Below are 22,816 nucleotides of genomic sequence, written 5' to 3'. Positions count from 1 at the left end.
AAATAAATGATTCCACAGTGGCGTAAGCCATTAAAAGTAGATGTCATTAGCTCCAAGCGGAACGGTTTAAGGCAGACCTCATTGCCAATTTTGTCAGGCAAAGATAAACAAAAAAAAAGTTTCATTACTCATTTCCCAAAGAATTGAAAGAACGTGCTTAATTCATCGGTGTTTTCATACCTTTATAAACCCGTAGTAAACTCCAATATCTGCGTTTATTTTAATCAGAAATAAAGGCATTGTGTTTTGCTTCTTTTTATTTTATACTCTCTTAGAAAACCGCGAAACACTTATAAAACACGGTATTCGAAATTTTTAATTCAGAATGTAATGAAACAAAATGTTTAGACATCAAGGTAAAAGTAGGACTTTAAAACACAATCTGCGCATTGCCACGGTACTCTCTTTTGTAGCAGGTATTGTAAATGTTACAGGCTTTTTATCGTTTAAAGAGTTAACCACGAATGTTACCGGTCATTTTGCACTATTTATTTATGATGTTGCCAATTTTAAATTCTGGAAAGGTACCATCTATTTTCTATATATTTTCTCGTTTCTTTTCGGATCCTTCTTATCCAGTTTACTCATAGAAAAATATAGAGGTAATAGAAAAATTAATGTTTTCGTTCTCCCCACAATAATAGAATCGCTCATTTTAATAGCCATCGGACTCTCAAGCAATTTTATTGAAATTAAATCGCCTAACGTCATTGTTTGTTTACTACTATTTGCAATGGGTTTACAGAACTCTTTTGTAACAAAAATATCGAATGCCGTAGTGCGCACCACACACTTAACTGGTCTGTTTACAGATTTAGGTATCGATATTTCTCAGTTATTCTTTCCTAAATCTTATCCGCAGAGAGAAAAATTAAAAGCAAATATTAAGCTTAGAATTTATATTATTTCATTCTTTTTTGCTGGTGGATTACTGGGTGGCTTGTTATACTCTACAGCCGATTTGAAATTAAATACGCTTATTATTGGTGCTGTAATCTTACTAATAAGCTTATTTTACGACGATTTTAGATATAAATTAATAAAGACTAAAAGAAAATATAACTATAAAAAAAGGGCGCGTAAAAAACTATCAAATAAATAACACCCTCACTACACTACACTACACTAAACTAAACACAAGTAAAGAACTAAAAAGAATTCGTCTCTGCTAGCGAATGGCATTAATTGTAATCGCATAATCGAAAAGTCGATTCCCTTTAAAAGGGAACACATTGGTGTTTATTTAAGGCAGTAAAGAAGACTGTGAGACATTAACTTACTTAAAAGCTATTGGCGGTTTATGTCCACCCTATCCTCCTTATCTGTTTCCTTTACACAAAAAACCGTCTGCCACTTTCATTCAATAGCACATTTTTTGTTTCGACAACACAATGGAGTCCGTATTTCTTATATTGCCCATCATTACTCTATTTACAAACTTCGCAGAGCTATTCAATAAAGCTATTGATAAGTAATACTCACAAAAAGCAATCCGACAGTAAAAAATGAACATCGTATTATTCCTAAACAAAGACCTTGAAGCCAACATCGTTTACAATCTATTAAAAAAAGAACTGTTAAACCATACGGTAAAAATCTACTATTCTGATACCGTCGGAAATCCGCTTAATAAACCCGCTGATTTATTACAGTTGGAGTATTTTGAAAAAGAGTATATTTATAATACCCTCCCAAAAATTCAAAAAGAACAGCCCCTCGAAACGGCTTTTGAGTTTTTTGATGCGGATTTTAAATCGTTTCCCATTGAAAAGTGTACGACAGTAAATTCTGCAGAATTCATCGCTAAAATAAAAGATTTCAATCCCGACCTCTTTATATCAATCCGTTTTGGAAAGATCTTTAAAGATGAAATTATTCAAATCCCAAAAAAAGGAATTCTAAATCTACATTCAGCAATTTTACCCAACTACCGCGGGATTATGGGAACCTTGCACGCCCTTAAAGAACAAAACAAAACCATTGGCTGTACACTGCACACCATTCCTAATAATGGCATTGACACCGGGGAAATAATAGACATAGCGACGCTTAACGTTAATAAAGACAGATCTTTATTTTGGTATATCGTACAACTCTACCCTCTAGGAGCGGAATTAATTATTGCGGCTCTAAAAAAAATGAAGAGCGATAGTCCAATCAAATCCCAAAAACAAAATCTTAACGATGGACACTATTTTTCGGTTCCAACACAAAAAGATTTTGAGGACCTCAAAAACTTAGGAATGGAAATAATGTCTGAAAATGATTATATTGAGATACTAACCCACTTTATATTTAAAAACGCATCCACAACAGAAAAACAACACTTAAAAAAGGCACTAAAAGATAGCAAGCAAAATCACTTATAAATTGAAGATTACACCTAGAACCTATGCGATTTTGAGATAGTTTGTGTCTGTAAGTTTTACCACAAAAAGGTCAAAATAGGAATTAATAGTAATAAAGCGACTTGTTATAAGCGATTTAGAGGCCAATGAAATCTTCGAAAATATACTATTAACGCACAACAAAAGGTAAGAAACTAAATAGAATTCAATCAGATAATTTTCAATCAAAACGAATAGAAAAATCAGAGGGCTTAAAAAGCACCGATCTATAAAGAGTTATAATTATTATAATGGGTGTGCTTATTGATATCATTGACCATAATTGAAAGGCGCCATAAAAACACTCTCCTTTTTTGATATAATCTCACTTTTAGTGTTTTTATTAACAATAATCAATAGTAACCCACATTTACAAACAGCTCTAAATAAACTTATTGCCAACAAAATAGAGCATAAACATTTTAACACACACACTTATAAAACCTTCAAAGGCACCCCTGGTTATTAGGTCTATTCTTGGTATAATTTTTGAACACAACGCAAATATGAAACAACCGAATGAAATTAAGACACCAAAAGAAGGCTTCGTTACTGTACGTGGCGCACGACAAAATAACCTTAAAGATGTCAGTCTAGAAATACCCCGCGATGCTTTGGTAGTATTCACAGGGGTTTCTGGGTCGGGGAAATCCTCTCTCGCTTTTGGCACCCTATATGCCGAAGCGCAACGAAGATATCTAGAATCTGTGTCGCCTTATGCACGCCGCCTTTTTCATCAAATGCCCATTCCGGAAGTCGATGAGATCGAAGGGTTGCCGCCAGCGGTTGCCTTACAGCAACACCGAAGTTCAGGAACAACCCGATCCTCGGTGGGCTCTGTAACCACATTGTCGAACTTGTTGCGCATGTTGTATTCCCGAGCTGGCGATTATCCAAAGGGACAATCTATTTTGTATGCCGATTCATTCTCAACGAACACTATAGAAGGCGCTTGCACTGAATGCCACGGATTGGGTAGAGTGCACCAAGTTACAGAAAAAAGTATGGTTCCCGATGACACCCTAACCATTCGGGAAAAAGCTATCGCTGCATGGCCTAAGGCGTGGCAAGGTCAAAACTTTCGCAATATTTTAACTACTCTAGGCTACGATATTGATAGCCCGTGGAAAGATCTTCCAAAAAAAGAACGCGACTGGATCTTATTCACTAACGAAAAACCACAAGTACCAGTATACCCTGGACTCGATAGAGACGCGGTACAGCTTGCCATTAAACAAAATAAGGAACCTAGTTATATGGGGACTTTCACGGGCGTAAAAAACTATGTGCTCCATACTTTTGCTAGTACGCAAAGTCCTTTAATGAAAAAGCGTGTATCGCAATACATGCTTAGTAGCGAATGCCCTAGTTGCAACGGTAAACGCCTACGTCGCGAATCACTTTCCGTGACTTTTGCCGGTTATGATATTGCCGACATTTCGCGGCTCCCGCTTAAAATGTTGCTAACTATTTTCACACCTTATGGTGATGGCACGGCGCCCGGTTTAGCTAAATTTAGCGAAAAACACCAAGAGAAAGCAATGGTAGCACGACGCATTGCCGAAGATTTAGTGGCAAGAGTTGCCGTTTTATTGGAATTAGGACTGGGTTATTTATCTTTAGAGCGCAGTACCCCTACCCTTTCTCCGGGCGAACATCAGCGTTTAAGACTAGCAACCCAAGTGCGTAGTAATTTATTTGGAGTGGTGTATGTATTAGACGAGCCTTCTGCAGGACTCCATCCCGCAGATACCGAAGCTTTACTAAAAACGTTAGACAGATTGAAAGCCTGCGGTAATTCGCTTTTTGTTGTCGAGCATGAGTTGGATGTTATTCGCCATGCCGACTGGATAGTAGACGTAGGTCCCGATGCTGGTAATGGTGGTGGAGACATTTTGTACAGTGGTCCACCGGCCGGTTTAGAAAATAGTCCGCGATCTAAAACCAGGCAACATCTTTTTAACACCCTCCCTTTCAAAAAGTCCACACCCCGAAAACCTTCTGGATGGTTGGCATTAAGTGGGGTGACAAGAAATAATTTAGTAGACCTAGAAGCGTCCTTTCCTTTAGGTGTATTAACGAGTGTTACGGGCGTGTCTGGCTCCGGTAAAAGCAGTTTGGTTAGCCAAGTATTGGTAGAATTAATGTCGTCCCAATTAGGAAAAAATATTGCTCCGGAGGAAGAGGAAGCAGAAGACGACTTGCAACAAGACGTTGTAGCGACTCTGGGTGGCGAAATTACTGCAGGTTCAGAAAGTATAAAGCGTATGGTTGTGGTCAATCAGAAACCAATTGGTAGAACACCGCGATCAAACCTTGCGACCTACACCGGCTTATTTGATGTGGTGCGAAAATTATTTGCAACAACAAAATTAGCTAAATCCCGAAATTATACGGCCGGTCGCTTTTCTTTTAATGTAGGAAAGGGTAGATGTTCCAATTGTGAGGGGGAAGGTTTTGTTATGGTCGAATTGTTATTTCTACCAAGTGTCTATGCGCCCTGCTCTGTTTGTGGCGGCACACGGTATAATCCCGAAACTTTAGAAGTGACATATCACGACAAAAATATTGCCCAAGTTCTTAGTATGACCGTAAATGAAGCTACTAATTTTTTTGAGAAAGAAGACCGCGTAAGCCGTCCTCTTAAAGTATTGCAAGAAGTTGGTTTGGGTTATTTACGTTTAGGCCAGCCGGCAACGGAGCTTTCCGGTGGAGAAGCACAGCGAATAAAGCTTGCAAAAGAACTCCAGCGACTAAGTCGTGGCAATACACTTTATATTTTAGACGAGCCAACTACCGGCTTGCATCCTACCGATGTAGAAAAATTACAACTTCAACTTGCCAAATTAGTCGATGCCGGCAATACCGTAATTGTAGTAGAGCACGATATGCAGATAGTAGCAGGAAGCGATTGGGTTATCGACATTGGCCCTGGAGCCGGAGAAGACGGTGGAAAAGTGATCGCGGAAGGAACGCCAGAAAAAGTTGCTAAAAATAAACACAGTAAAACAGCTGTTTATTTAGAGAGAACATTAAACGGGCAGCATTAAGAGGTAAATAGGTTTACTATTTAAGGAACTGTCCCTACCCCATCAGTGCGCAACAAAAATTATAAAAGCGATCCTAATTCGCAAGCTTAAAAAAACAGGTTCTACTTTAGAGCCTGTTTTCATTTTATAGTGCATACATATACAGACTTTAATACATTTTTAATACGAACAAGCCTTTAATAATAAAATCAGCATGCTTTATTACCACTTCATTACCTCCCCTACTTTCTACCCCTTTTTTTTTACAGAATAATCGCGCCTTTACGGTTTCCCTCAATAAAAGACAAAAGGGATGACTTACATTGAGCCCGCTATTAAGTACTAATCTTCGAACCTGCATTGTGTTTTTGATGGTATTTCTTTATAGTTAATAATAACACTACTACAGCCGGCAAAACTATTTAAGGGATTGTTTTGTATGGTGATGAGTAGATAGGCTGTTACCAGACAAAATAAAAATTTATATACTAAAATTTAAGACAATGAAAAGATTACTTTTTTTACTTATTGTGTTTTTACCATTTTTAAGTAGCGCACAAGCACATTTAGGAACAACTGAAAAAGAGATTAGGGATTTACATTCTGAGAAAACTTTTAAGGTTGAATATAACGATGATGGAGAAAAGTACATTAGCACATTTATGATTTATGGAACTTTTATATACTATTTTGATAAGAAAACAAAACTTTCTAATTTTTGTATGCAAATAGTTGACGAAATGCCATACTTAAATGGACAGGTAGAAACTTATAATAGAAAGTATGTTATTGTATCAGATACAGAATGGAAAGCATATCTTAAAGGAGGAAATATTTTAAAGATTAATCTAACTTATAATGACGAGAATAAATTTTATATTTTTCATTATAATGAATAAATCTTAAAAGAAAACTCGAACAAAGAACACTACAGAGTATTAAACACTACTAAACGTCAACTATCACAAATGCTCTCGAGAATATAAACAGCTGTATTTACAATCTGTAATCACTAATAATGAATTAAAATATGAAAACAATCCTTTTAATTTGTTCAGGACTTTTACTTTTAAGTATAGCTAATTTACCGATTGGCTATTATACCTTTTTAAGGATAATTGTTACTATTGGTGCTGTTACAATTATTGTAAAAGAATATCAAGGAGAGCTGAATTTTTGGTTAATCGTTTTTGGATTAATTGCTATCCTTTTCAATCCTATTATTCCCGTTTATTTCAATAATAAATCAGTGTGGGTACCGATAGACATAATAGTGGCCATTTTATTTGGTATTAAATCATTAACATTAAAACGTAAATAATATGAAAGCAATTTTCGGATCTTTATACAGTGTATTTGCTATTACGGCAATTATAACCCACATATGGACAGTAATAATAGCCTTTACCGAAGGCGGTTTTATAAGTGGCCTAATTTCGTTATTTCTGCCATTCCTGGCTGAACTTTATTGGATGTTTAAAATGTTTGGAGAAAATGATACGTATGCCTATATAGCACTTGCTCATTTAATATTAGCTATACCATTTTCAGTATTTGGACGTAACTAAAGAAAAGCAAATGATTACGTTTTACCTGTATTTTAGTCTGCTTTTTTTACTCAAGTAATTAAATGACGTTTCTAATAGTTTAGTCTAAATATTCCACTCAAAACAAAATTATCTTTTCTTTTTTTACAGAATAATCTCGCGTTTACGGTTTCCCTCAATAAAAGACAAAAGGGATAACTTACATTGAGCTCGCTACTAAGTAATGGTCTTACAATACCTTTCGTATGCTGTAGATATTTCTTGGTAGCCCTTTTAAAAGCAACAATTAAACTAAACGTGAAATATGGAATTATATAACCAGCTAAAAGCACTTGCTGACAAAGTTGAACAGCTAAAAGACCAAATAGAAACAGAGGAAAGCACAAAACACGCTTTCACTTTACCTTTCATAAATATTTTAGGCTATGATGCTTTTAATCCCACAGAAGTCGTCCCTGAATTCACAGCCGATTTAGGACTTAAAAAAGGAGAGAAAGTAGATTATGCCATCTTTCAAAATGGTGACCCCATACTAATTGTAGAATGTAAAAACTGGAAACAAGACTTAGATGTCCATAATTCACAATTATTCAGATATTTTCACGTCACAAAAACCAGATTTGCATTGCTTACAAATGGAATTATTTATCGCTTTTATACCGATCTCGATGAAACCAACAAAATGGATGAAAAACCATTTTTAGAATTTGATATAACAAACCTAAAAGAAAGCACCGCTAAAGAAATTGAAAAGTTCCACAAGTCGAAATTCGATGTTTCTAAAATAGTCGACAATGCCAGTCATTTAAAATATACCAGAGAAATTAAAAGCCTTATAGACCAAGAATTACAAACACCCTCACAAGAATTTGTGCGTTTATTTGCGCACAGAGCTTACAGTGGCAGACTAACGGCTACTGTGTTAGATGAGTTTAAAGACATAGTGAGTAAGGCATTTGCACAGTTAATTAGCGAAAAAGTGAGTGATCGCTTAAATTCTGCTTTAAATAAAGAGGTAGAACAACAAAAAATAGAGGAAGTGGTCGTAGACGAACCAAAAAGCAAAATCGAAACTACCGAAGAAGAAATTGAAGCCTACCAAATTGTCGTGGCAATTCTTAGACGTAAATTAACAAAAGACAGAGTTATTCACCGAGACACACAATCGTATTTTGGTATTCTGCTGGACGATAATAATAGAAAACCGATTTGCCGCCTACACCTAAACGGAGGTAATAAATACATTAGTATTTTCGACGATAATAAAAAAGAAATTAAAGAGCCTATTGAAAGCATCGATGATATCTATAACTACGAAAAACAATTATTAAACACCGTAGAAAATTACGTTACAGAATAATAAAATCATTGAGAGAAGTGTATTGAGGCAGTATCTAGCCAGGGAAAATAATTTTAAGAGCTACCCGGCCTTTTAGACAAGTCTGTTAAAAAAACGCTGTTATTACATCTTAACAAACGGGTTATAAAGATAAGTGCACAGTTGTTCTTTTTTTTAAGACCACAATCGCATTTACGATTTTTTACAATAATAAAGAATAAGTAGTGTCTATATTGCAAACGCTAATAAGTAATAAAATTAACCACCAACGTTGATACCGCTTACTAAGCCAAATAACAGTTAATAGTAAATAATTTAACTCAGTTGGCAGTAATATCCCAAAACGAACAACAAATGAAAATCATTTATCTTTTTATAGCTTTATTTATTTCCACTAATCTTTACTCTCAAATAAGAGAAAAACAGACAATTGAATTAACTGGTAAAATTGGAAAATCTAGCTTTCGATATTATGTATCTGGACATCCATCTAGTTCTTTAAACTCTATAAACTTCGGTATTAATGGAGATTATTATTTGAATAAAACTTGGAGCATCCAAACAGGATTGTTATATCAGAAAATGGGAGGAACGACATATAATAGCGAGTTCAAAATAGATTATGTAAATATACCTTTTAATATGAATTGGCATTTTGGAAAAACAAAAAAATGGAATTTGAATTTTGGAATTATACAAAGCTTTAGAACTAATAATTCCATGGCTCAAAATATATTAGGAGCAACAATAAAAAATACACAAACAGCAATAAATTTAGGTCTTGGTTATAGAATTAAGATAAATAATACAATTGGAATTTTATTAGACTATCAGTTTCTATCTGGAATGAATAATGTTGACAAAGATGAAATTTACTCAATTAAAAACAAGGGTGGAAATATAAATTTAGGAACTATAATAAAAATATAACAAATAAAATACGATTTGCCAATTCAGTACCCAACAAACAACCCTATAATTGCCGGTGCGCCTCTCACACCACCAAAAAAACCAATCTCGTATAACGGTTCATCAGTCATCTCAATAATTACTCATTACACCAACTCGTAACTTAACAAATCTCCCTAGGCAATAACACCTTCACTCACGCAATCCCTGCCGTATCTAACTCTTACCCTTTTGCTACGCTTTGGGCGTTGCAATGGTATTATTTACCCTAATAAACACGCCGCTTATACAGTTTCTGCGGGGTCTATCCTGTGCGGAGTCAAAGGCGTCAATACCCAATCTTGTAATCTCGCTTTCTCAAAATAGTACTTAACAGTTACCAGCCTTACAACTAACTACTGCTTCTAGACGTTACCCCAGCGCATAAGAGACGTAACCCTCTAGATTAATTATTTACTGTGCAGTAAGTAAAAAACGCTCGTACTAGGCACACTATATACAAAAGCAATAGCAGTTTAGATACTAACGCAAACTGCTATTGCTTTTAATTAAGTATATTACAATCCAGTAGTTAGTATGCCTTAATAAGCCACAGCTCTTATATATAAACGGAACCTACAATCGCAACAAAATAAAAACACCATTGCATAGTTATGAATGACATATACGTAAGCACAGCATTAATTAGTCTCTTAATTTGCCATTTAGCAGCCATTATTATCGGGTATCAAATGCACAAACAAACGTTAATAATGTCGTATTTAAATATGGGTATTACTATAGGGGCCTTTGTTTTTTGGGCCATCACTAGCCTGAATATAAAACAACATAATTTTCAATTTATAGAACTATTAGCACTATTTATAGAAGCTTGTATTTTAATATTCGCTTTTGTCTCCATTATAGGCTTTCATAATAAAACCGCTGTAAAAGTCATAAATTTTATTGGCTTCGGTATTCATTTATTAGTGACAACAGGAATGCTTATTTATATGTTAACATTTAAATTTAACAGACTTTTTTAACAGTAAATCACACCTAAAAATGACGCTTTTTAAAACCAAACTATTGCTTATACTATTGGTAGGTATGCAATGTACAGGATATGCACAATCAGAAAATAATAAGGGAGATAGTGCTATTATAATACCCCTAAAAATAGGTAAAAATCCTAGCACGCCATTTAATAACATAATCATAGAACCTGTTAATTTATATATACAATCAAAACCAATAAACAAGAACTCACCACAGATACAACTAGAATTAAACGTAGTAGAAAACAATAGTAAATACACTACTTTTCTTTGGTGCTATAAGGCGTCTAATAATAGCGAAAAAGCAAACTATCCAAAAGCTTATAAAAACTATTCTTTTGATTTAAAAATTAATAAAGAAGACGTTGCATTAGTTGTTAAAAAATTAGACTTTAAAAAACCAATGTTTATCAATTTAGGCCAAATAGCCATTATTGGCACCCTTAAAATTCTCTTTCTAGAGTGTATTGGAGAATGGTCAGAGGATATAAACGGAAATCATACAGATGCCTTTAATACCTATAATATTGCGTTATCAGAAGAAGAAGAAGAACACAAAACCGTGTCGTTTACGTCACTAAACACCACTGTAGAAAAAGAACTAACAATACAATGGAAGAATTATAAAATTCTAATTTTAGAAGCTTCCAATAAAACAGTAAAGTTAATGGTGTTTAAAAACGATTCTTAAAAAAAATAACTGATGCCAATCCGGCACACCCCGCACCATCCAGTAATTACCAACCCACCACACAACTAACACCTAAACCCTGTTTTAATAAACATTCACATTTATGGTTTTTTACAATAATAAATAGCACCTATAGTGTACCCGCTATTAAATAGTAAAATAACAACCAACGCTTATACCGCTGTAGGCGCTATTAAGATGTTTAATAGTAACTAATATAACAACGTTACCTGTAATGCAAGCAAAATCGAAACTACAATTCAATAAAAATTATTGTGGCAAAGTAAATAACAGATTTTGATTATTTCATTAATAAAAAAACTAACACAATATATTTAAGTAAATCTCTTCCAGCAAAAGTTTACAAAAAAAATGAAAATAGATAAATAAATGAAAAAGTAAAACCTATAAGTATTGCTTCTCTAAAAATGAAGAATGAAGAAACTCATAAGTTTTATAAGAAAAAGAAAAAATTGCACCCCTCTAGCTTATTTACTTACTTTGCTGTAAGTTAAAAAGGCCTATAATGGCCGAACACACGGTATGCCTAATTAAAAAATTCTTACTTCTTTTTAAATTTCTTATCAATCATTTTTCTTTTCCATTCTTCTCCAAAGAAGTCAAAAACATTAAGAAAATAAATTCCCAATATTACGCCCCAAGAAAGAAGTATCCATAAAAAAATACTCCAATTGGATGAGTCATTAACTGCAATAATAAATGGAGCTACTAAGCTTAAAATTGCAATTGCAAGAAGCTTATAAAGCCCCTTAACATTTTGAAGGTACTTCTCTTCTTTTCTAATCTGTTCCTTTTCCTGTGCCTTATCAGAATCAGTAATATTAATTTCAAAAACTGCTGCTAAAGATTTTAAAGATTCTAAACCCGCATTCTCTCCATTTTCAATTCTCTGAATAGTTCTTATACTTAAGCCACTCATTTCTGCCAATTGATCTTGTGACCAATGACGCTCCAATCTCATTTTTTTAGTATCTCTTAAATTAATTGTATCAGGATTCATAATTTTTCTATGTGTTTAATATTAATTATTTAACAAAGATAAGTATTACCTTTTTTTTACTCTTAAAAGCAACGAGACGCTGCTATGACAGTTATATGACAGTTCTGCGACACTAATTCTTCAAATAAAAGAAAGCCCACAATCAAGTACCCACCTAACAACCCAATAATTGCCAATGCACCCCGCACACAAAAATACGTACAGAGCTCACTCCCCGTACCATACAGTAATTACCAACCCACCGCACAACTAAAACCTAAACCCTTTTTTAATAAACATTCACTTTTACGATTTTTTACAATAATAAAGAATAAGTAGTATCTATATTGCGAACGCTATTAAGTAATACGCTAACATAAATAACACCCCATTATGGCCGGTATAATAATAGCTTTAATATCAAATAACAAAACGGATTATGATAAAGTTCACAAAATTGAAAAACGTTGGGCTAAACTAGTACGCAACAGAAGAGTATCCAGAAGCCTTATAAAAAGGCTTAGACCTTAAAGAGAGTTACACATTAAAGCCGGTTGTAGATATTAATTTTGATGAAATTACTTTTAAATTTAAAGCTTTTATAAAAAGAGAAAGCAATACTATACAAGCCCAATTGGTAACTCTAATTAAAATAAAAATAATAAAGAAGAATTTTTATATATCCCTATTGGCGAAACACGTGTTATAGACTATCATGTTAAAGCAAAGCGTAAATTGGATATCTTAATGATGTACTATTATAATGCTGCCAAAAGCTTCTTTGCTGCTACGTTACTATCTAAATTACATCATAAAGTATCACTTAAAAAAAATTAAACAAATTACATATAATCAATAAATAACTAAATTATTTTAAACTATGAAGAAAATTTTACTTTCAATCTTTGTTCTATCAGCAACATTTGCAAGCGCACAAAACAACCAGACAAATAACGCTAAAGACTTAAATGTAGTATCTCTGGAAATATCTGGAGATGTTGGTAATAATATAGGTATAGCTATAGAACACGCAAAAGCACAAGAAAATAATGACCAATATAAAATATCTACGGTTATAAGAGCTTATTACGTTAGCACTAAATTAGAAAGCGATAACCAATCGGTAAAAGATGTAAACGGTTCTGGTATTGGTCTAGAAATAGGTTTTAGAACTTATTTTAATAAAGAAGCATATAAAGGGTTTTATGCAGGATCTAACTTTACCACAGGAACTATAAAGTTTGAAGAAGATAATGTATACAAAGAAAACATTTTTGGTGTACAAGATAATTTTAGCGGTAAGTATAAGTATCTTTCATTTTTTGCACCCGAAATAGGCTATAAATTTTTAATAGCTAAGAGTGTAGCGGTTAATTTACACGTGGGTACCTCTTGGATAATTGAAAGAAAAGGAGAAGGCGATATAGATAACCAAATGTTCGATAATTGGGTAGCGCGTGCAGGATTGTCTGTGGGTTACACTTTTTAAATCATTTAAAGTTATACTTATAAAAAAGCGTAGTTAGTTTACTAATTGCGCTTTTTTATGCTTTAAATAGATCCGTTAGACTACATTTTTCATTGATTACTAATTACCTCAATATGTTCTTAATTCGTGGCTGTAACGTAGTGTAAAACTTTCATTCTTCAACCAATGGATTATACTGGAAAGACACTCTTAGAAAACGAAGAATACAGTTATAATATAAATATGAATCTAGATAAGCAATATTAAAAAGTGACTTTAACATTGCAAACTAAATACTCCCCACAATCCGGCTCACACCGCACCATCCAATAATTACCAAAACACCGCATAACTAAAACCTAAACCCTGTTTTTAATAAACATTCACATTTACAATTTTTTACAATAATAAAGGATAAGTAATATCTATAGTGTTCCCGCTATTAAATAGTAACCAACGCTTATACCGCTATGTAGATTTTTAATAGTAACTAATATAACAGAGTTACACACAAACTAATAGAAACCCACCGCACGGTCAAAAACATTTCATTTTGCTCGTGCCTCACAAAATAAAAAAAACTTGCCCTTCCCCCCCCGCCACACACATAGAAAAACAAGAATAAAACACATAGCTTTATAAAATAAAAAAACAACTTACATTAGTTCCGGCATAAACAACGTCTTAAATAAGCAAAACGATTTAATGAGTCCATTTAAAAAAATAGACAAATCCGAATTAAAATAAATAGAATTAAGGAAGTCTTGAAAAAAAAAGGCATTAAACAAATTTAGCTTACCAAGAAATTGAAAAAAAGCTACAATATGATAAATGGGTATGTACAGAACAGACAGCAACCAAGACTAGAAATAGGAATACCTATTGTTAAAATACGCAACATACACCTAAAAGAATTAATTATCTCGAATAAAATAGACACTAAATAAATGTTTGAACAAAGTTTTAAAAATATAGACGACATACTACATAAAGATGCAGGATGCGGAAGCGAATTAGATTATGTAGAGCAAACCTCTTGGGTACTGTTTTTAAAATATTTAGACGATTTAGAAAAAGACAAAGAAAATGCAGCTTTACTTTCTGGAGAAGCATATACTAGACTCATAGAACCTCCCTACCAATGGACAAATTGGGCAGCTCCTAAATTAGAAGATGGTAAAATTGACCATAACACACAAACAGGAGACGATTTATTAGACTTTGTTAATAACGAATTGTTTCCTTACCTCAAAAAGTTTAAAGTAAATGCTACAAGTGCAGATACTATAGAATATAAAATTGGTGAAATCTTTGGGGAATTAAAAAACCGAATTCAATCTGGATATAATTTAAGAGAAGTCGTTGGCTTAATAGACCAACTACGTTTTCGTACGCACGCAGACCAATTAGAGATGAGCCACCTCTATGAAGGTAAAATTAAAAATATGGGTAATGCAGGGCGTAATGGTGGCGAGTATTACACACCACGTCCATTAATTAAAACCATTATAAAAGTAGTTAACCCTAAAATTGGTGAAACCGTTTATGATGGTGCTGTAGGAAGTGCAGGATTCTTGGTAGAAGCTTTTAATTACTTACGTAACACCAAAAAACTATCTACGCAAGACATAGAGACACTACAAAAGAAAACCTTTTACGGTAAAGAGAAAAAATCATTGGCATATATAATTGGTATTATGAATATGATATTGCACGGGGTAGAAGCCCCCAATATTATACACACCAATACGCTTGCAGAAAATAGTGCCGACATACAAGAAAAAGACCGTTACAATGTGGTGTTAGCAAACCCACCATTTGGAGGAAAAGAACGTGCAGAAGTACAAGAAAATTTCCCAATTAAAACAGGTGAAACTGCTTCTTTGTTTTTACAGCATTTTATTAAAATATTAAAAGCGGGTGGTAAAGCTGGTATTGTAATTAAAAACACGTTTTTAAGTAATACCGATAATGCTTCTGTTGCCATACGTAAAGAACTACTAGAAAACTGTAACCTACATACGGTCTTAGATTTACCAGGCGGAACCTTTACAGGTGCGGGTGTGAAAACTGTGGTCTTGTTTTTTGACAAAGGTGAACCCACTAAAAAAGTATGGTTTTACCAATTAAACCTTGACCGTAATTTGGGAAAACAAAACCCACTAAACGAAAAAGATTTAGCCGATTTTGTAACCCTACAAAAAACAAAAGCCGAAGGTGAAAACTCTTGGAGCATACGTTTAAGTGACATTGACCAAACAACTTTTGACCTTTCTGCAAAAAACCCAAATACACCAGAAGAAGCGCCTTTACGCCAACCCAATGAAATTTTGGAAGCAATGGCTACTTTGGATGCTGAAAGTGCTGATGTAATGAATGATTTAAAATTGTTGATTGGAAATGATTAAAGAATTGACAATGGAAAAGGCAAGTTTGCCTGATGGATGGGAGATGAAAACTTTAGGAGAGGTTTGTGATTTAAAAAGCGGTAAAACCATTTCAAAAAGTATCGAAAGAAGTGAAGGCGAAATTCTTTATATCAAGGTTGGTGATATGAATCTTAAAGGAAACGAAAACTATATTCAGGTTTCCAATCGTTTTGTAGATGAAATAGATATTAAGGCTAATCAAATCATTCCTATTGGTTCAATTATTTTCCCTAAAAGAGGTGGTGCTATTGCAACTAATAAAAAACGCAGAATTGTTAAGCCAACAATTGTAGACTTGAATACAATGGCTTTAGTTCCTTCAAAGATTATTAATAAGGATTATCTGTTTCATTGGTTTCAAAAAATAGATTTGGCAGAATTAAGTAATGGAGCGAATATTCCTCAAATAAACAACTACAGTTTTGATAATGTTTTAATTTCATTTCCAAAATCACTAACCCAACAAAAACAAATAGTAGCCCTATTAGACAAAGCTTTTACTGCCATAGCTACCGCAAAAGCCAATGCACAACAAAACCTACAAAACGCAAAAGAACTTTTTGAGAGTTATTTACAGAATGTGTTTGAAAATAAAGGAGATGATTGGGAGGAGAAGACTTTGGAACAAATATCTGAAAGTATTTTTGCAGGAGGTGATAAACCAAAAGATGCTTTCTCTAAGGAAGTAACTACAGAATATAATGTTCCTATTTTTGCAAATGCGGTTAAAAAAAGAGGTCTATATGGATATACAAATAAAGCAAGAGTTTTAAAGCCTTCTGTAACAATATCAGCAAGAGGAAGTGGAACTGGACATACCGAATTACGGAAAATGAAATACTATCCTATTGTAAGGCTTATTGTAGTTATCCCTAATTCAGAAATTATGGATTTGCAATTTTTAAAACACTCAATTGATAATTTGGATATTTTAAGAAGTGGCTCAGCTATTCCACAATTAACGGTACCAATGATGAAAGAATATAAATTGGCTTTCCCAAAAATTGAAAAACAAAAACAAATAGTAAATAAACTTGATATTCTATCAGCAGAAACAAAAAAACTAGAAGCCATTTACACTCAAAAAATAGCCGATTTAGAAGAAATGAAAAAGAGTGTGTTGCAAAAGGCGTTTAGTGGGCAATTACTATAAGTATGAACAATTACAATCCAAAAATACACAAGCGCAAATCTATCCGATTAAAAGGATACGACTATTCGCAAGCGGGACTTTATTTTGTAACCATCTGTTGCCAAAATAGAACACATTTTTATGGCGAAATAATTAATGGTGAAATGAAATTGAATACCGCAGGCAAAATGATTTACAAATGGTATTATGAATTGGAAAATAAATTTACAGATATTAAATGTAACGATATGGTAATTATGCCCAACCATTTTCATTGCATCATCCAAAACGTAGGGGCAGACCTGCGTGTCTGCCCTAATACAAAATTAGGCGAACCTACATTAGGCGAACCATCGCCTACCTAACAACCCAATAATTGCCAGTACACTTTACTCTCTATAAGCCCTCTAAACCACAAACCCATCAGTTATATTTAAAGAAAACATTCACTTTTACGGTTTCCCGCAACATAACATAAAAAGTAGTGTCTATATTGCAAACGCTATTAAGTAATAAAATTAACAACCAACGCTTATACCGCTGTAGGCGCTATTAAGATGTTTAAGAGTAACTGATATAACAGAGTTGGCAAACATTAAAAAAACCAGATGAATAACATTGGAATATGGAGAAAGTAATATTAGACTTAATTCAAGATGAACTTAATAAGTTTACTGAAAATCAGATTTATACATTAATTTCATTTGGAATTATATTCCTATTAATTCAATTTTTTATACAGAATTATTGGATAAAAACAAAATTATCAAAGTTTAATAGTTCTTTAAAAAAAGCAGAAATAAAATTTACAAAGCATCATACAAATCAAGTTGAAACTTATAAAAAATTTTACGAATTATTGTATGATTTCAAATTTGATTTAACTTCTATATTAATTCAGCAAGAAAACAAGAACCAACATAATGAGTTTAAACTAAAAATAGAAAATTGGTTAAACACTAACAACAAAACAATTATTTTTTATTCAAAAAACAGAATTTTGTTTACTAAAGAAATTTGTGTAAAGATTGATAAAAGCATCGTTTATTTTAGAGATTTCACTCAACAGATAATAAAAAATAACAGAGAGATTCGTGAATTTGAAGATTACTTTAGAGGAGATTTTAGATATATGTATAATGATGAATTTGATGAGACAGAGCAAATTTTAAAAAGAATTAATAAAATCAAACAACTTCCTGAATTTGAAAATGCTCAAAAATCATTACAAGAATTAATATCTAAAATTGAAAATGAATATAGAAATATGACAAAATAACGTTCTGACAATACCGTATATAAACTATTCCTATTTATAGCTTAATCAAAAGTTAATTGCACGTTTGCTATATCTAATTGTCCTTCAAAAAATCCTCGCACACAAACTCGCAAGGCCTCTTAACCATAATCCTCATATCCAACCACACAATCTTACTCATACATAAACATTGCCAATAATTTTATAAACAGTATTAATGCGCGAATTAAATCAAAAAGAATTAGAAGTTTATACTTCAAAAGCAAGAGCTGATAAAGCAATCAACTCATTAAAAGGAATATTACTTGGAATCAATTTAGATAATCAAGTAAACAAAAAAGAAATTGACGAACTTAAAAAATGGGCAAAAAGTCATAGGAGTTTAATAAACCAAAATCCTTTCAAAGAATTTATGACAATTATTAACGAAACTGTTTCTAATAACATTCCCGCAACAGAAACAATAGAAGATTTATTCTGGTTATGTCAAAAATACGAAAATCACAATTATTATTATAATACTGTATCTGCTGATTTACAAACTTTACAAGGAATATGTCACGGAATTTTGGCAGACGGAATCATCAACGAGAAAGAAGTTTGGGACCTTGAAGAATGGCTTGAACAAAATTTACATTTAAATACTTACTATCCTTACGATGAAATTAGAAGTTTAATGTTATCGATTGTTTCCGACGGAATTATTGAGGAAGAAGAAATCTTAATTTTAAAAGCATATTTAAATCAATTTGTAAATATTGAAAATAATGAAATTGCGCAACAAATTGAAAATGAAACGGCAGATATAAATATTTCAGGTCATTGTACTAGTGAGCCAAATATAGACTTTAACGGAAAAACGTTTTGTGTAACTGGAGTTTTAAAAAGTGGCAATCGTACAGAATTAGAACATCTAATTTACAATTTGGGAGGAATACCAATAAAATCGGTTACCAAAAAGACTGACTATTTAATTGTTGGAGATAATGGGAATGCAGCATGGGCTTTTGCCTGTTACGGGCGTAAAGTGGAAAAAGCTTTAGAAATGAGAAAAGAAGGTCATAAAATTTGTTTAGTACACGAATTTGATTTTATGGACGCTATAGAAGATTTAAAGTAAAAGCCGTTTTTTTAATCCAATAGACAACAATCAATCTATTAATTGCAAGAACACTAATTACCTTACCACCCTATAAACCATCATTCTCAATTATTTAAAGAAACCACTTACTTTTACGGTTTCCCTCAACATATTTTATAAAATTGTATTTATATTGTGGTCTCTATTAAATAATAATAATAATAACCAACTTTTATATTTCTTGCTAAACAAATTAGGTGTTTAGTTTTAACTAATATTATATATTATCCAAAAATGAAAAAACAAACATTATTTATTATAGTAAGCATTACTCTCAGTTTTTTATCCTGTGGTGACAAGAAGCCTAAAAATAATATAGATAAATATTTAGAAAATAATAATATTCCTTCTTTGCTAAAAGACTCCAAAAAAAACAACGATTCTATTTCATCTTTGATTGAAAAAAATGCACTTAAAAAATTCCCTAGTAATGAATTTCAAAGAAATTCAGAAATGAAAGATCAACATATTTCTTACGATTATATGAAATCTGTACCAAACGATAGTAGCAAATATTCAGCTCAAAATAAATTTGCCAATGATTATGTTAAACAAAAAGAAGAGTATAATAAAAACTTTATAATAAGATAATAAATATTATTTAAGAAATTAGATACCGCAGGTTACGGTATAGAAAAACTAAACGCTTTAAGAAAATTAGTAGATGCTGAAAATAGCGACTTATTTGATGTGTTAGAGTATGTTTTTAATAGCGAAATAAAACCAATCTCAAGAACGGAACGCGTTGCAGCAGCAGAAGGGGCTATTTTTACGTTAATGAATCATAAACAAAAAGAATTTATTGAATTTGTGTTGAGTAAGTACATTGAAATTGGTGTAGGTGAATTAGACCAAACCAAGCTGCCTACTTTACTTTCAAGTATGTTTCAATCTCAAGCAGACGGAATAGAAGAATTAGGCGGAGATCCTTTAAAAATTAGAAATTTATTTATTGAATTTCAACAATATTTATATAAAACAGCATAAAGCCAACGCAAGTTCAAGCACATTTAAAGTTTGCTCGTGCCTCACAATTAAATGAAACGAATCACGAACACCTAATGATAAAATAAAAACTAGATGAGTAAATTTAAAAGAGCTTTCACGCCAACGCTAGCAAGTTTGCGGCAAGAAAAGCCAGACACCTAATCGAGGTACCATCTGGCAATGAAACAATTGCCAGTGCGCCTTTTACCACTCAGCGTAAACCTATATCACCACACTAAAAATAACCAAACACCCAAACAATAAAATATAGTAATGATATAAAAATTTAAAATTATCATGTGTATTAATAGTCTTAACCCACTAAACCACAACACTATGAATAAGCAATACGAAACAGGACACGCAAAAAATGTTGCGATTTACAAAAGCTAATCGAGCAAGTAACAGAATACAACCCCTCGTTAGTAAACCTATCTATCGCGAGTTTAAACACCTTGTACAGCACCTCGTTAACCGTACTAACAGAAATTAAAGAAAAACGAAACGATAATAAATACGCAATCCATAACAGACAGGAAATCTAAAACCGTTCACCATTCAAAATAAAATAACTGTTAAGAATTTCTTATAAGTTCTAAAAACACAACAGTCATTGTTTTAGACCTTAAAAGGCCCTCACGGTTATATCTTAGCCTGATACGTATATAAGTCGTAATAACGCCCTTGAGCTGCTATAAGTTCCTCGTGATTTCCACGTTCTGCAATACGTCCGTTTTCAATAACAAGAATCTGGTCGGCGCGTCTAATGGTACTTAAACGGTGCGCAATAACAATAGTGGTTCTGTTTTCAGTTAACTTATTTAAACTCTTTTGTATTAAAGCTTCACTTTCGGTATCTAAATTAGAAGTAGCTTCATCTAAAATAATAATTTTAGGATCTGCTAGAATTGCTCTAGCAATGGCGATACGTTGGCGTTGTCCTCCAGAGAGTTTTACACCACGCTCCCCGATTAAGGTTTCTAAGCCATCGTCAAAACGATCGGTAAACTCATTAACATAAGCTGCATTTACAGCAGCTTGCAACTGTGCATCAGTCGCATTAGGTCTCGGAAATAAAATATTCTCTTTAATGCTGCCTTCAAAAAGAAATTCGTCTTGCAACACCACACCTAAATGCTTTCTAAAACTACTTAATTGTACAGTCGATAAATCGTTTCCATCTATAGTAACCATTCCCGATTTCGGATTTAAAAATGTAGCCGATAACCCAGCAATGGTCGATTTCCCAGATCCTGAACTCCCCACCAAAGCAGTAACAGAGCCAGAAGGGGCTTCAAAACTTATATTGTGTATTACCTCTTTGCCTTCACCATAGGCAAAAGAAACATCATTAAATACTAAATCACCTTTTACGGTATCTAAAGCAACGACTCTATTAACATCATCCTCTTCCGCAGTCATATTCATTAACTCTTCAGTTCTATCTAAACCCGCCAGCGCCTCGGTTAACTGACTTCCAATATTACTCATTTGTACAATAGGCGCAATCATAAATCCTAACAGTAAGGTAAACGATAAAAAATCTCCTGTGGTTAGTTCGCCAATCATTATTTTGTATCCCCCAATACCCATAATTCCGGTCGAAGCAATACCTAATAAAAAAGTAGAAGAACTCGTCATAATAGCAGTAGCCGTTAAACTCTTTTTAACGTTAATAAATAAGCGGTTTACCCCTTTTTCGAAGACTATATTTTCTTGCTCTTCAGCATTAAATGCTTTTATAACCCGAACACCAGCAAGTGTTTCAGTTAAACGCCCCGTTACCTCTGCATTAATAACCCCTCGTTTCTTAAAAATAGGACGTATGTAACCAAAGGCTTTTAAAGCTATCACACCAAAAACAGCCACAGGAACAAGAACAAAAAGCGTCATAGACCAACTTATATTTACTAAAAGCACTAATGAAATAATGGCAGTAATAGTACCACCAACCATTTGAACCAATCCAGTACCGATTAAATTTCTAACCCCCTCGACATCACTCATAATTCGAGATACCAAAGCACCCGATTTTGTGTTATCGAAAAAACTTATAGGTAAAGACAAGACTTTTTTCTGTACCTGTGCACGTAGTTCACTAATTAAAAACTGTGCTTGTACACTTAGTATTTTAGTCAGTAAAAAAGAAGTAGCAGCCGATACTAATATGGCAATACCTACAATTAAAAGTAAAGCGTATAACTGGTCGAAATCTTTATTAGGAATAATATCGTCTAGTAACGCTTTGGTTTTCCAAGGTAATACCAACGCCGATAAACGACTTAAAACAATAAGTAGCAACCCTATAAGAACTAAGTTTCTACGTGGCCAAATAATAGTTTTAAATGCGGTTAACATAGTAACCTTAGATTTTTTCTTGTCGGAAGTATGTGCGGTCTCTTTAAAAGATTTCATAGTATAAAATTAGGAGTGCAAATATAAGTTTATTATCAATGAGATAG

The 22,816-nt window shown here is 33.1% G+C and carries 20 protein-coding genes and 1 riboswitch; of the genes, 18 read left to right on the top strand and 2 right to left on the bottom strand.

The window, feature by feature from the left end; all coding sequences use genetic code 11:
• Positions 1 to 30: 30 nt before the first annotated feature.
• Positions 31 to 95: riboswitch (Fluoride riboswitch) on the bottom strand.
• 245 nt (positions 96 to 340) lie between these two features.
• The 10 genes from ES677_RS01580 (at position 341) to ES677_RS01535 (ending at position 10,939) form a co-directional block, all read left to right on the top strand.
• Entirely contained in the window at positions 341 to 1,102 is a 762-nt protein-coding gene (locus ES677_RS01580; protein WP_148380230.1) for a YoaK family protein, read from the top strand.
• A 403-nt stretch (positions 1,103 to 1,505) separates the two neighbouring features.
• Positions 1,506 to 2,369 carry a formyl transferase gene (locus ES677_RS01575; protein ID WP_148380229.1) on the top strand — a complete coding sequence of 288 codons (864 nt, stop codon included), beginning with the start codon at positions 1,506 to 1,508 and terminating at the stop codon, positions 2,367 to 2,369.
• A gap of 524 nt (positions 2,370 to 2,893) precedes the next feature.
• Positions 2,894 to 5,437, top strand: a complete 2,544-nt coding sequence (gene uvrA / locus ES677_RS01570; RefSeq protein ID WP_148380228.1) for an excinuclease ABC subunit UvrA — start codon at positions 2,894 to 2,896, stop codon at positions 5,435 to 5,437.
• A 482-nt stretch (positions 5,438 to 5,919) separates the two neighbouring features.
• Positions 5,920 to 6,315 (top strand): hypothetical protein, encoded by a 396-nt coding sequence (locus ES677_RS01565; RefSeq protein ID WP_148370354.1) that lies wholly within the window; start codon positions 5,920 to 5,922, stop codon positions 6,313 to 6,315.
• A gap of 131 nt (positions 6,316 to 6,446) precedes the next feature.
• The gene (locus tag ES677_RS01560) at positions 6,447 to 6,737 is read left to right on the top strand and encodes a DUF6804 family protein (RefSeq protein WP_148370355.1); all 291 of its coding nucleotides are present in this window, start codon (positions 6,447 to 6,449) and stop codon (positions 6,735 to 6,737) included.
• A gap of 1 nt (position 6,738) precedes the next feature.
• A complete protein-coding gene (locus ES677_RS01555) occupies positions 6,739 to 6,984 on the top strand; it encodes a hypothetical protein (RefSeq protein ID WP_148370356.1) in 246 nt (81 codons plus the stop codon).
• A gap of 283 nt (positions 6,985 to 7,267) precedes the next feature.
• Positions 7,268 to 8,323: a type I restriction endonuclease gene (locus tag ES677_RS01550; RefSeq protein WP_148370357.1), complete on the top strand. Its 1,056-nt coding sequence runs from the start codon at positions 7,268 to 7,270 to the stop codon at positions 8,321 to 8,323.
• A gap of 333 nt (positions 8,324 to 8,656) precedes the next feature.
• Complete coding sequence (locus tag ES677_RS01545) at positions 8,657 to 9,232, top strand: outer membrane beta-barrel protein (RefSeq protein WP_148380227.1); 576 nt, start codon at positions 8,657 to 8,659, stop codon at positions 9,230 to 9,232.
• A gap of 632 nt (positions 9,233 to 9,864) precedes the next feature.
• Positions 9,865 to 10,236 (top strand): hypothetical protein, encoded by a 372-nt coding sequence (locus ES677_RS01540; RefSeq protein WP_148380226.1) that lies wholly within the window; start codon positions 9,865 to 9,867, stop codon positions 10,234 to 10,236.
• 19 nt (positions 10,237 to 10,255) lie between these two features.
• Positions 10,256 to 10,939, top strand: coding sequence for a hypothetical protein (locus ES677_RS01535; RefSeq protein WP_148380225.1), 684 nt, complete (start codon positions 10,256 to 10,258; stop codon positions 10,937 to 10,939).
• A gap of 562 nt (positions 10,940 to 11,501) precedes the next feature.
• Here ES677_RS01535 and ES677_RS01530 read toward each other — a convergent pair.
• Entirely contained in the window at positions 11,502 to 11,960 is a 459-nt protein-coding gene (locus ES677_RS01530) for a helix-turn-helix domain-containing protein (protein WP_148380224.1), read from the bottom strand.
• Between the two features lie 859 nt (positions 11,961 to 12,819).
• On the opposite strand from ES677_RS01530, the gene ES677_RS01525 reads away from it, so the two are divergent.
• The 8 genes from ES677_RS01525 to ES677_RS01485 all read left to right on the top strand — a co-directional run bounded on the left by ES677_RS01525 (position 12,820) and on the right by ES677_RS01485 (position 20,354).
• Complete coding sequence (locus ES677_RS01525; RefSeq protein ID WP_148380223.1) at positions 12,820 to 13,428, top strand: hypothetical protein; 609 nt, start codon at positions 12,820 to 12,822, stop codon at positions 13,426 to 13,428.
• Positions 13,429 to 14,354: 926 nt separating this feature from the next.
• Positions 14,355 to 15,815: a class I SAM-dependent DNA methyltransferase gene (locus ES677_RS01515; protein WP_148380222.1), complete on the top strand. Its 1,461-nt coding sequence runs from the start codon at positions 14,355 to 14,357 to the stop codon at positions 15,813 to 15,815.
• Positions 15,808 to 16,989 (top strand): restriction endonuclease subunit S, encoded by a 1,182-nt coding sequence (locus ES677_RS01510; RefSeq protein WP_148380221.1) that lies wholly within the window; start codon positions 15,808 to 15,810, stop codon positions 16,987 to 16,989. Before ES677_RS01515 ends, ES677_RS01510 begins: the two co-directional genes overlap by 8 nt.
• Positions 16,990 to 16,991: 2 nt before the next feature.
• A complete protein-coding gene (locus ES677_RS01505) occupies positions 16,992 to 17,333 on the top strand; it encodes a transposase (RefSeq protein ID WP_148380220.1) in 342 nt (113 codons plus the stop codon).
• Positions 17,334 to 17,593: 260 nt separating this feature from the next.
• Positions 17,594 to 18,247 carry a hypothetical protein gene (locus tag ES677_RS01500; protein ID WP_148380219.1) on the top strand — a complete coding sequence of 218 codons (654 nt, stop codon included), beginning with the start codon at positions 17,594 to 17,596 and terminating at the stop codon, positions 18,245 to 18,247.
• Between the two features lie 196 nt (positions 18,248 to 18,443).
• Positions 18,444 to 19,346: a BRCT domain-containing protein gene (locus tag ES677_RS01495; RefSeq protein WP_148380218.1), complete on the top strand. Its 903-nt coding sequence runs from the start codon at positions 18,444 to 18,446 to the stop codon at positions 19,344 to 19,346.
• Positions 19,347 to 19,601: 255 nt separating this feature from the next.
• Complete coding sequence (locus ES677_RS01490) at positions 19,602 to 19,958, top strand: hypothetical protein (RefSeq protein ID WP_148380217.1); 357 nt, start codon at positions 19,602 to 19,604, stop codon at positions 19,956 to 19,958.
• A 3-nt stretch (positions 19,959 to 19,961) separates the two neighbouring features.
• Positions 19,962 to 20,354: a type I restriction-modification enzyme R subunit C-terminal domain-containing protein gene (locus tag ES677_RS01485; protein ID WP_148380216.1), complete on the top strand. Its 393-nt coding sequence runs from the start codon at positions 19,962 to 19,964 to the stop codon at positions 20,352 to 20,354.
• Positions 20,355 to 20,996: 642 nt separating this feature from the next.
• On the opposite strand, the gene ES677_RS01480 is transcribed toward ES677_RS01485, so the two are convergent.
• Positions 20,997 to 22,769 (bottom strand): ABC transporter ATP-binding protein, encoded by a 1,773-nt coding sequence (locus tag ES677_RS01480; RefSeq protein ID WP_148380215.1) that lies wholly within the window; start codon positions 22,767 to 22,769, stop codon positions 20,997 to 20,999.
• Between the last annotated feature and the right edge of the window lie 47 nt (positions 22,770 to 22,816).

The organism is Bizionia gelidisalsuginis (genome assembly GCF_008086185.1).
GTDB lineage: Bacteria > Bacteroidota > Bacteroidia > Flavobacteriales > Flavobacteriaceae > Bizionia > Bizionia saleffrena.
The sequence above is the reverse complement of the archived record's forward strand: the minus strand, read 5'-3'. Positions and strand labels throughout refer to the sequence as shown.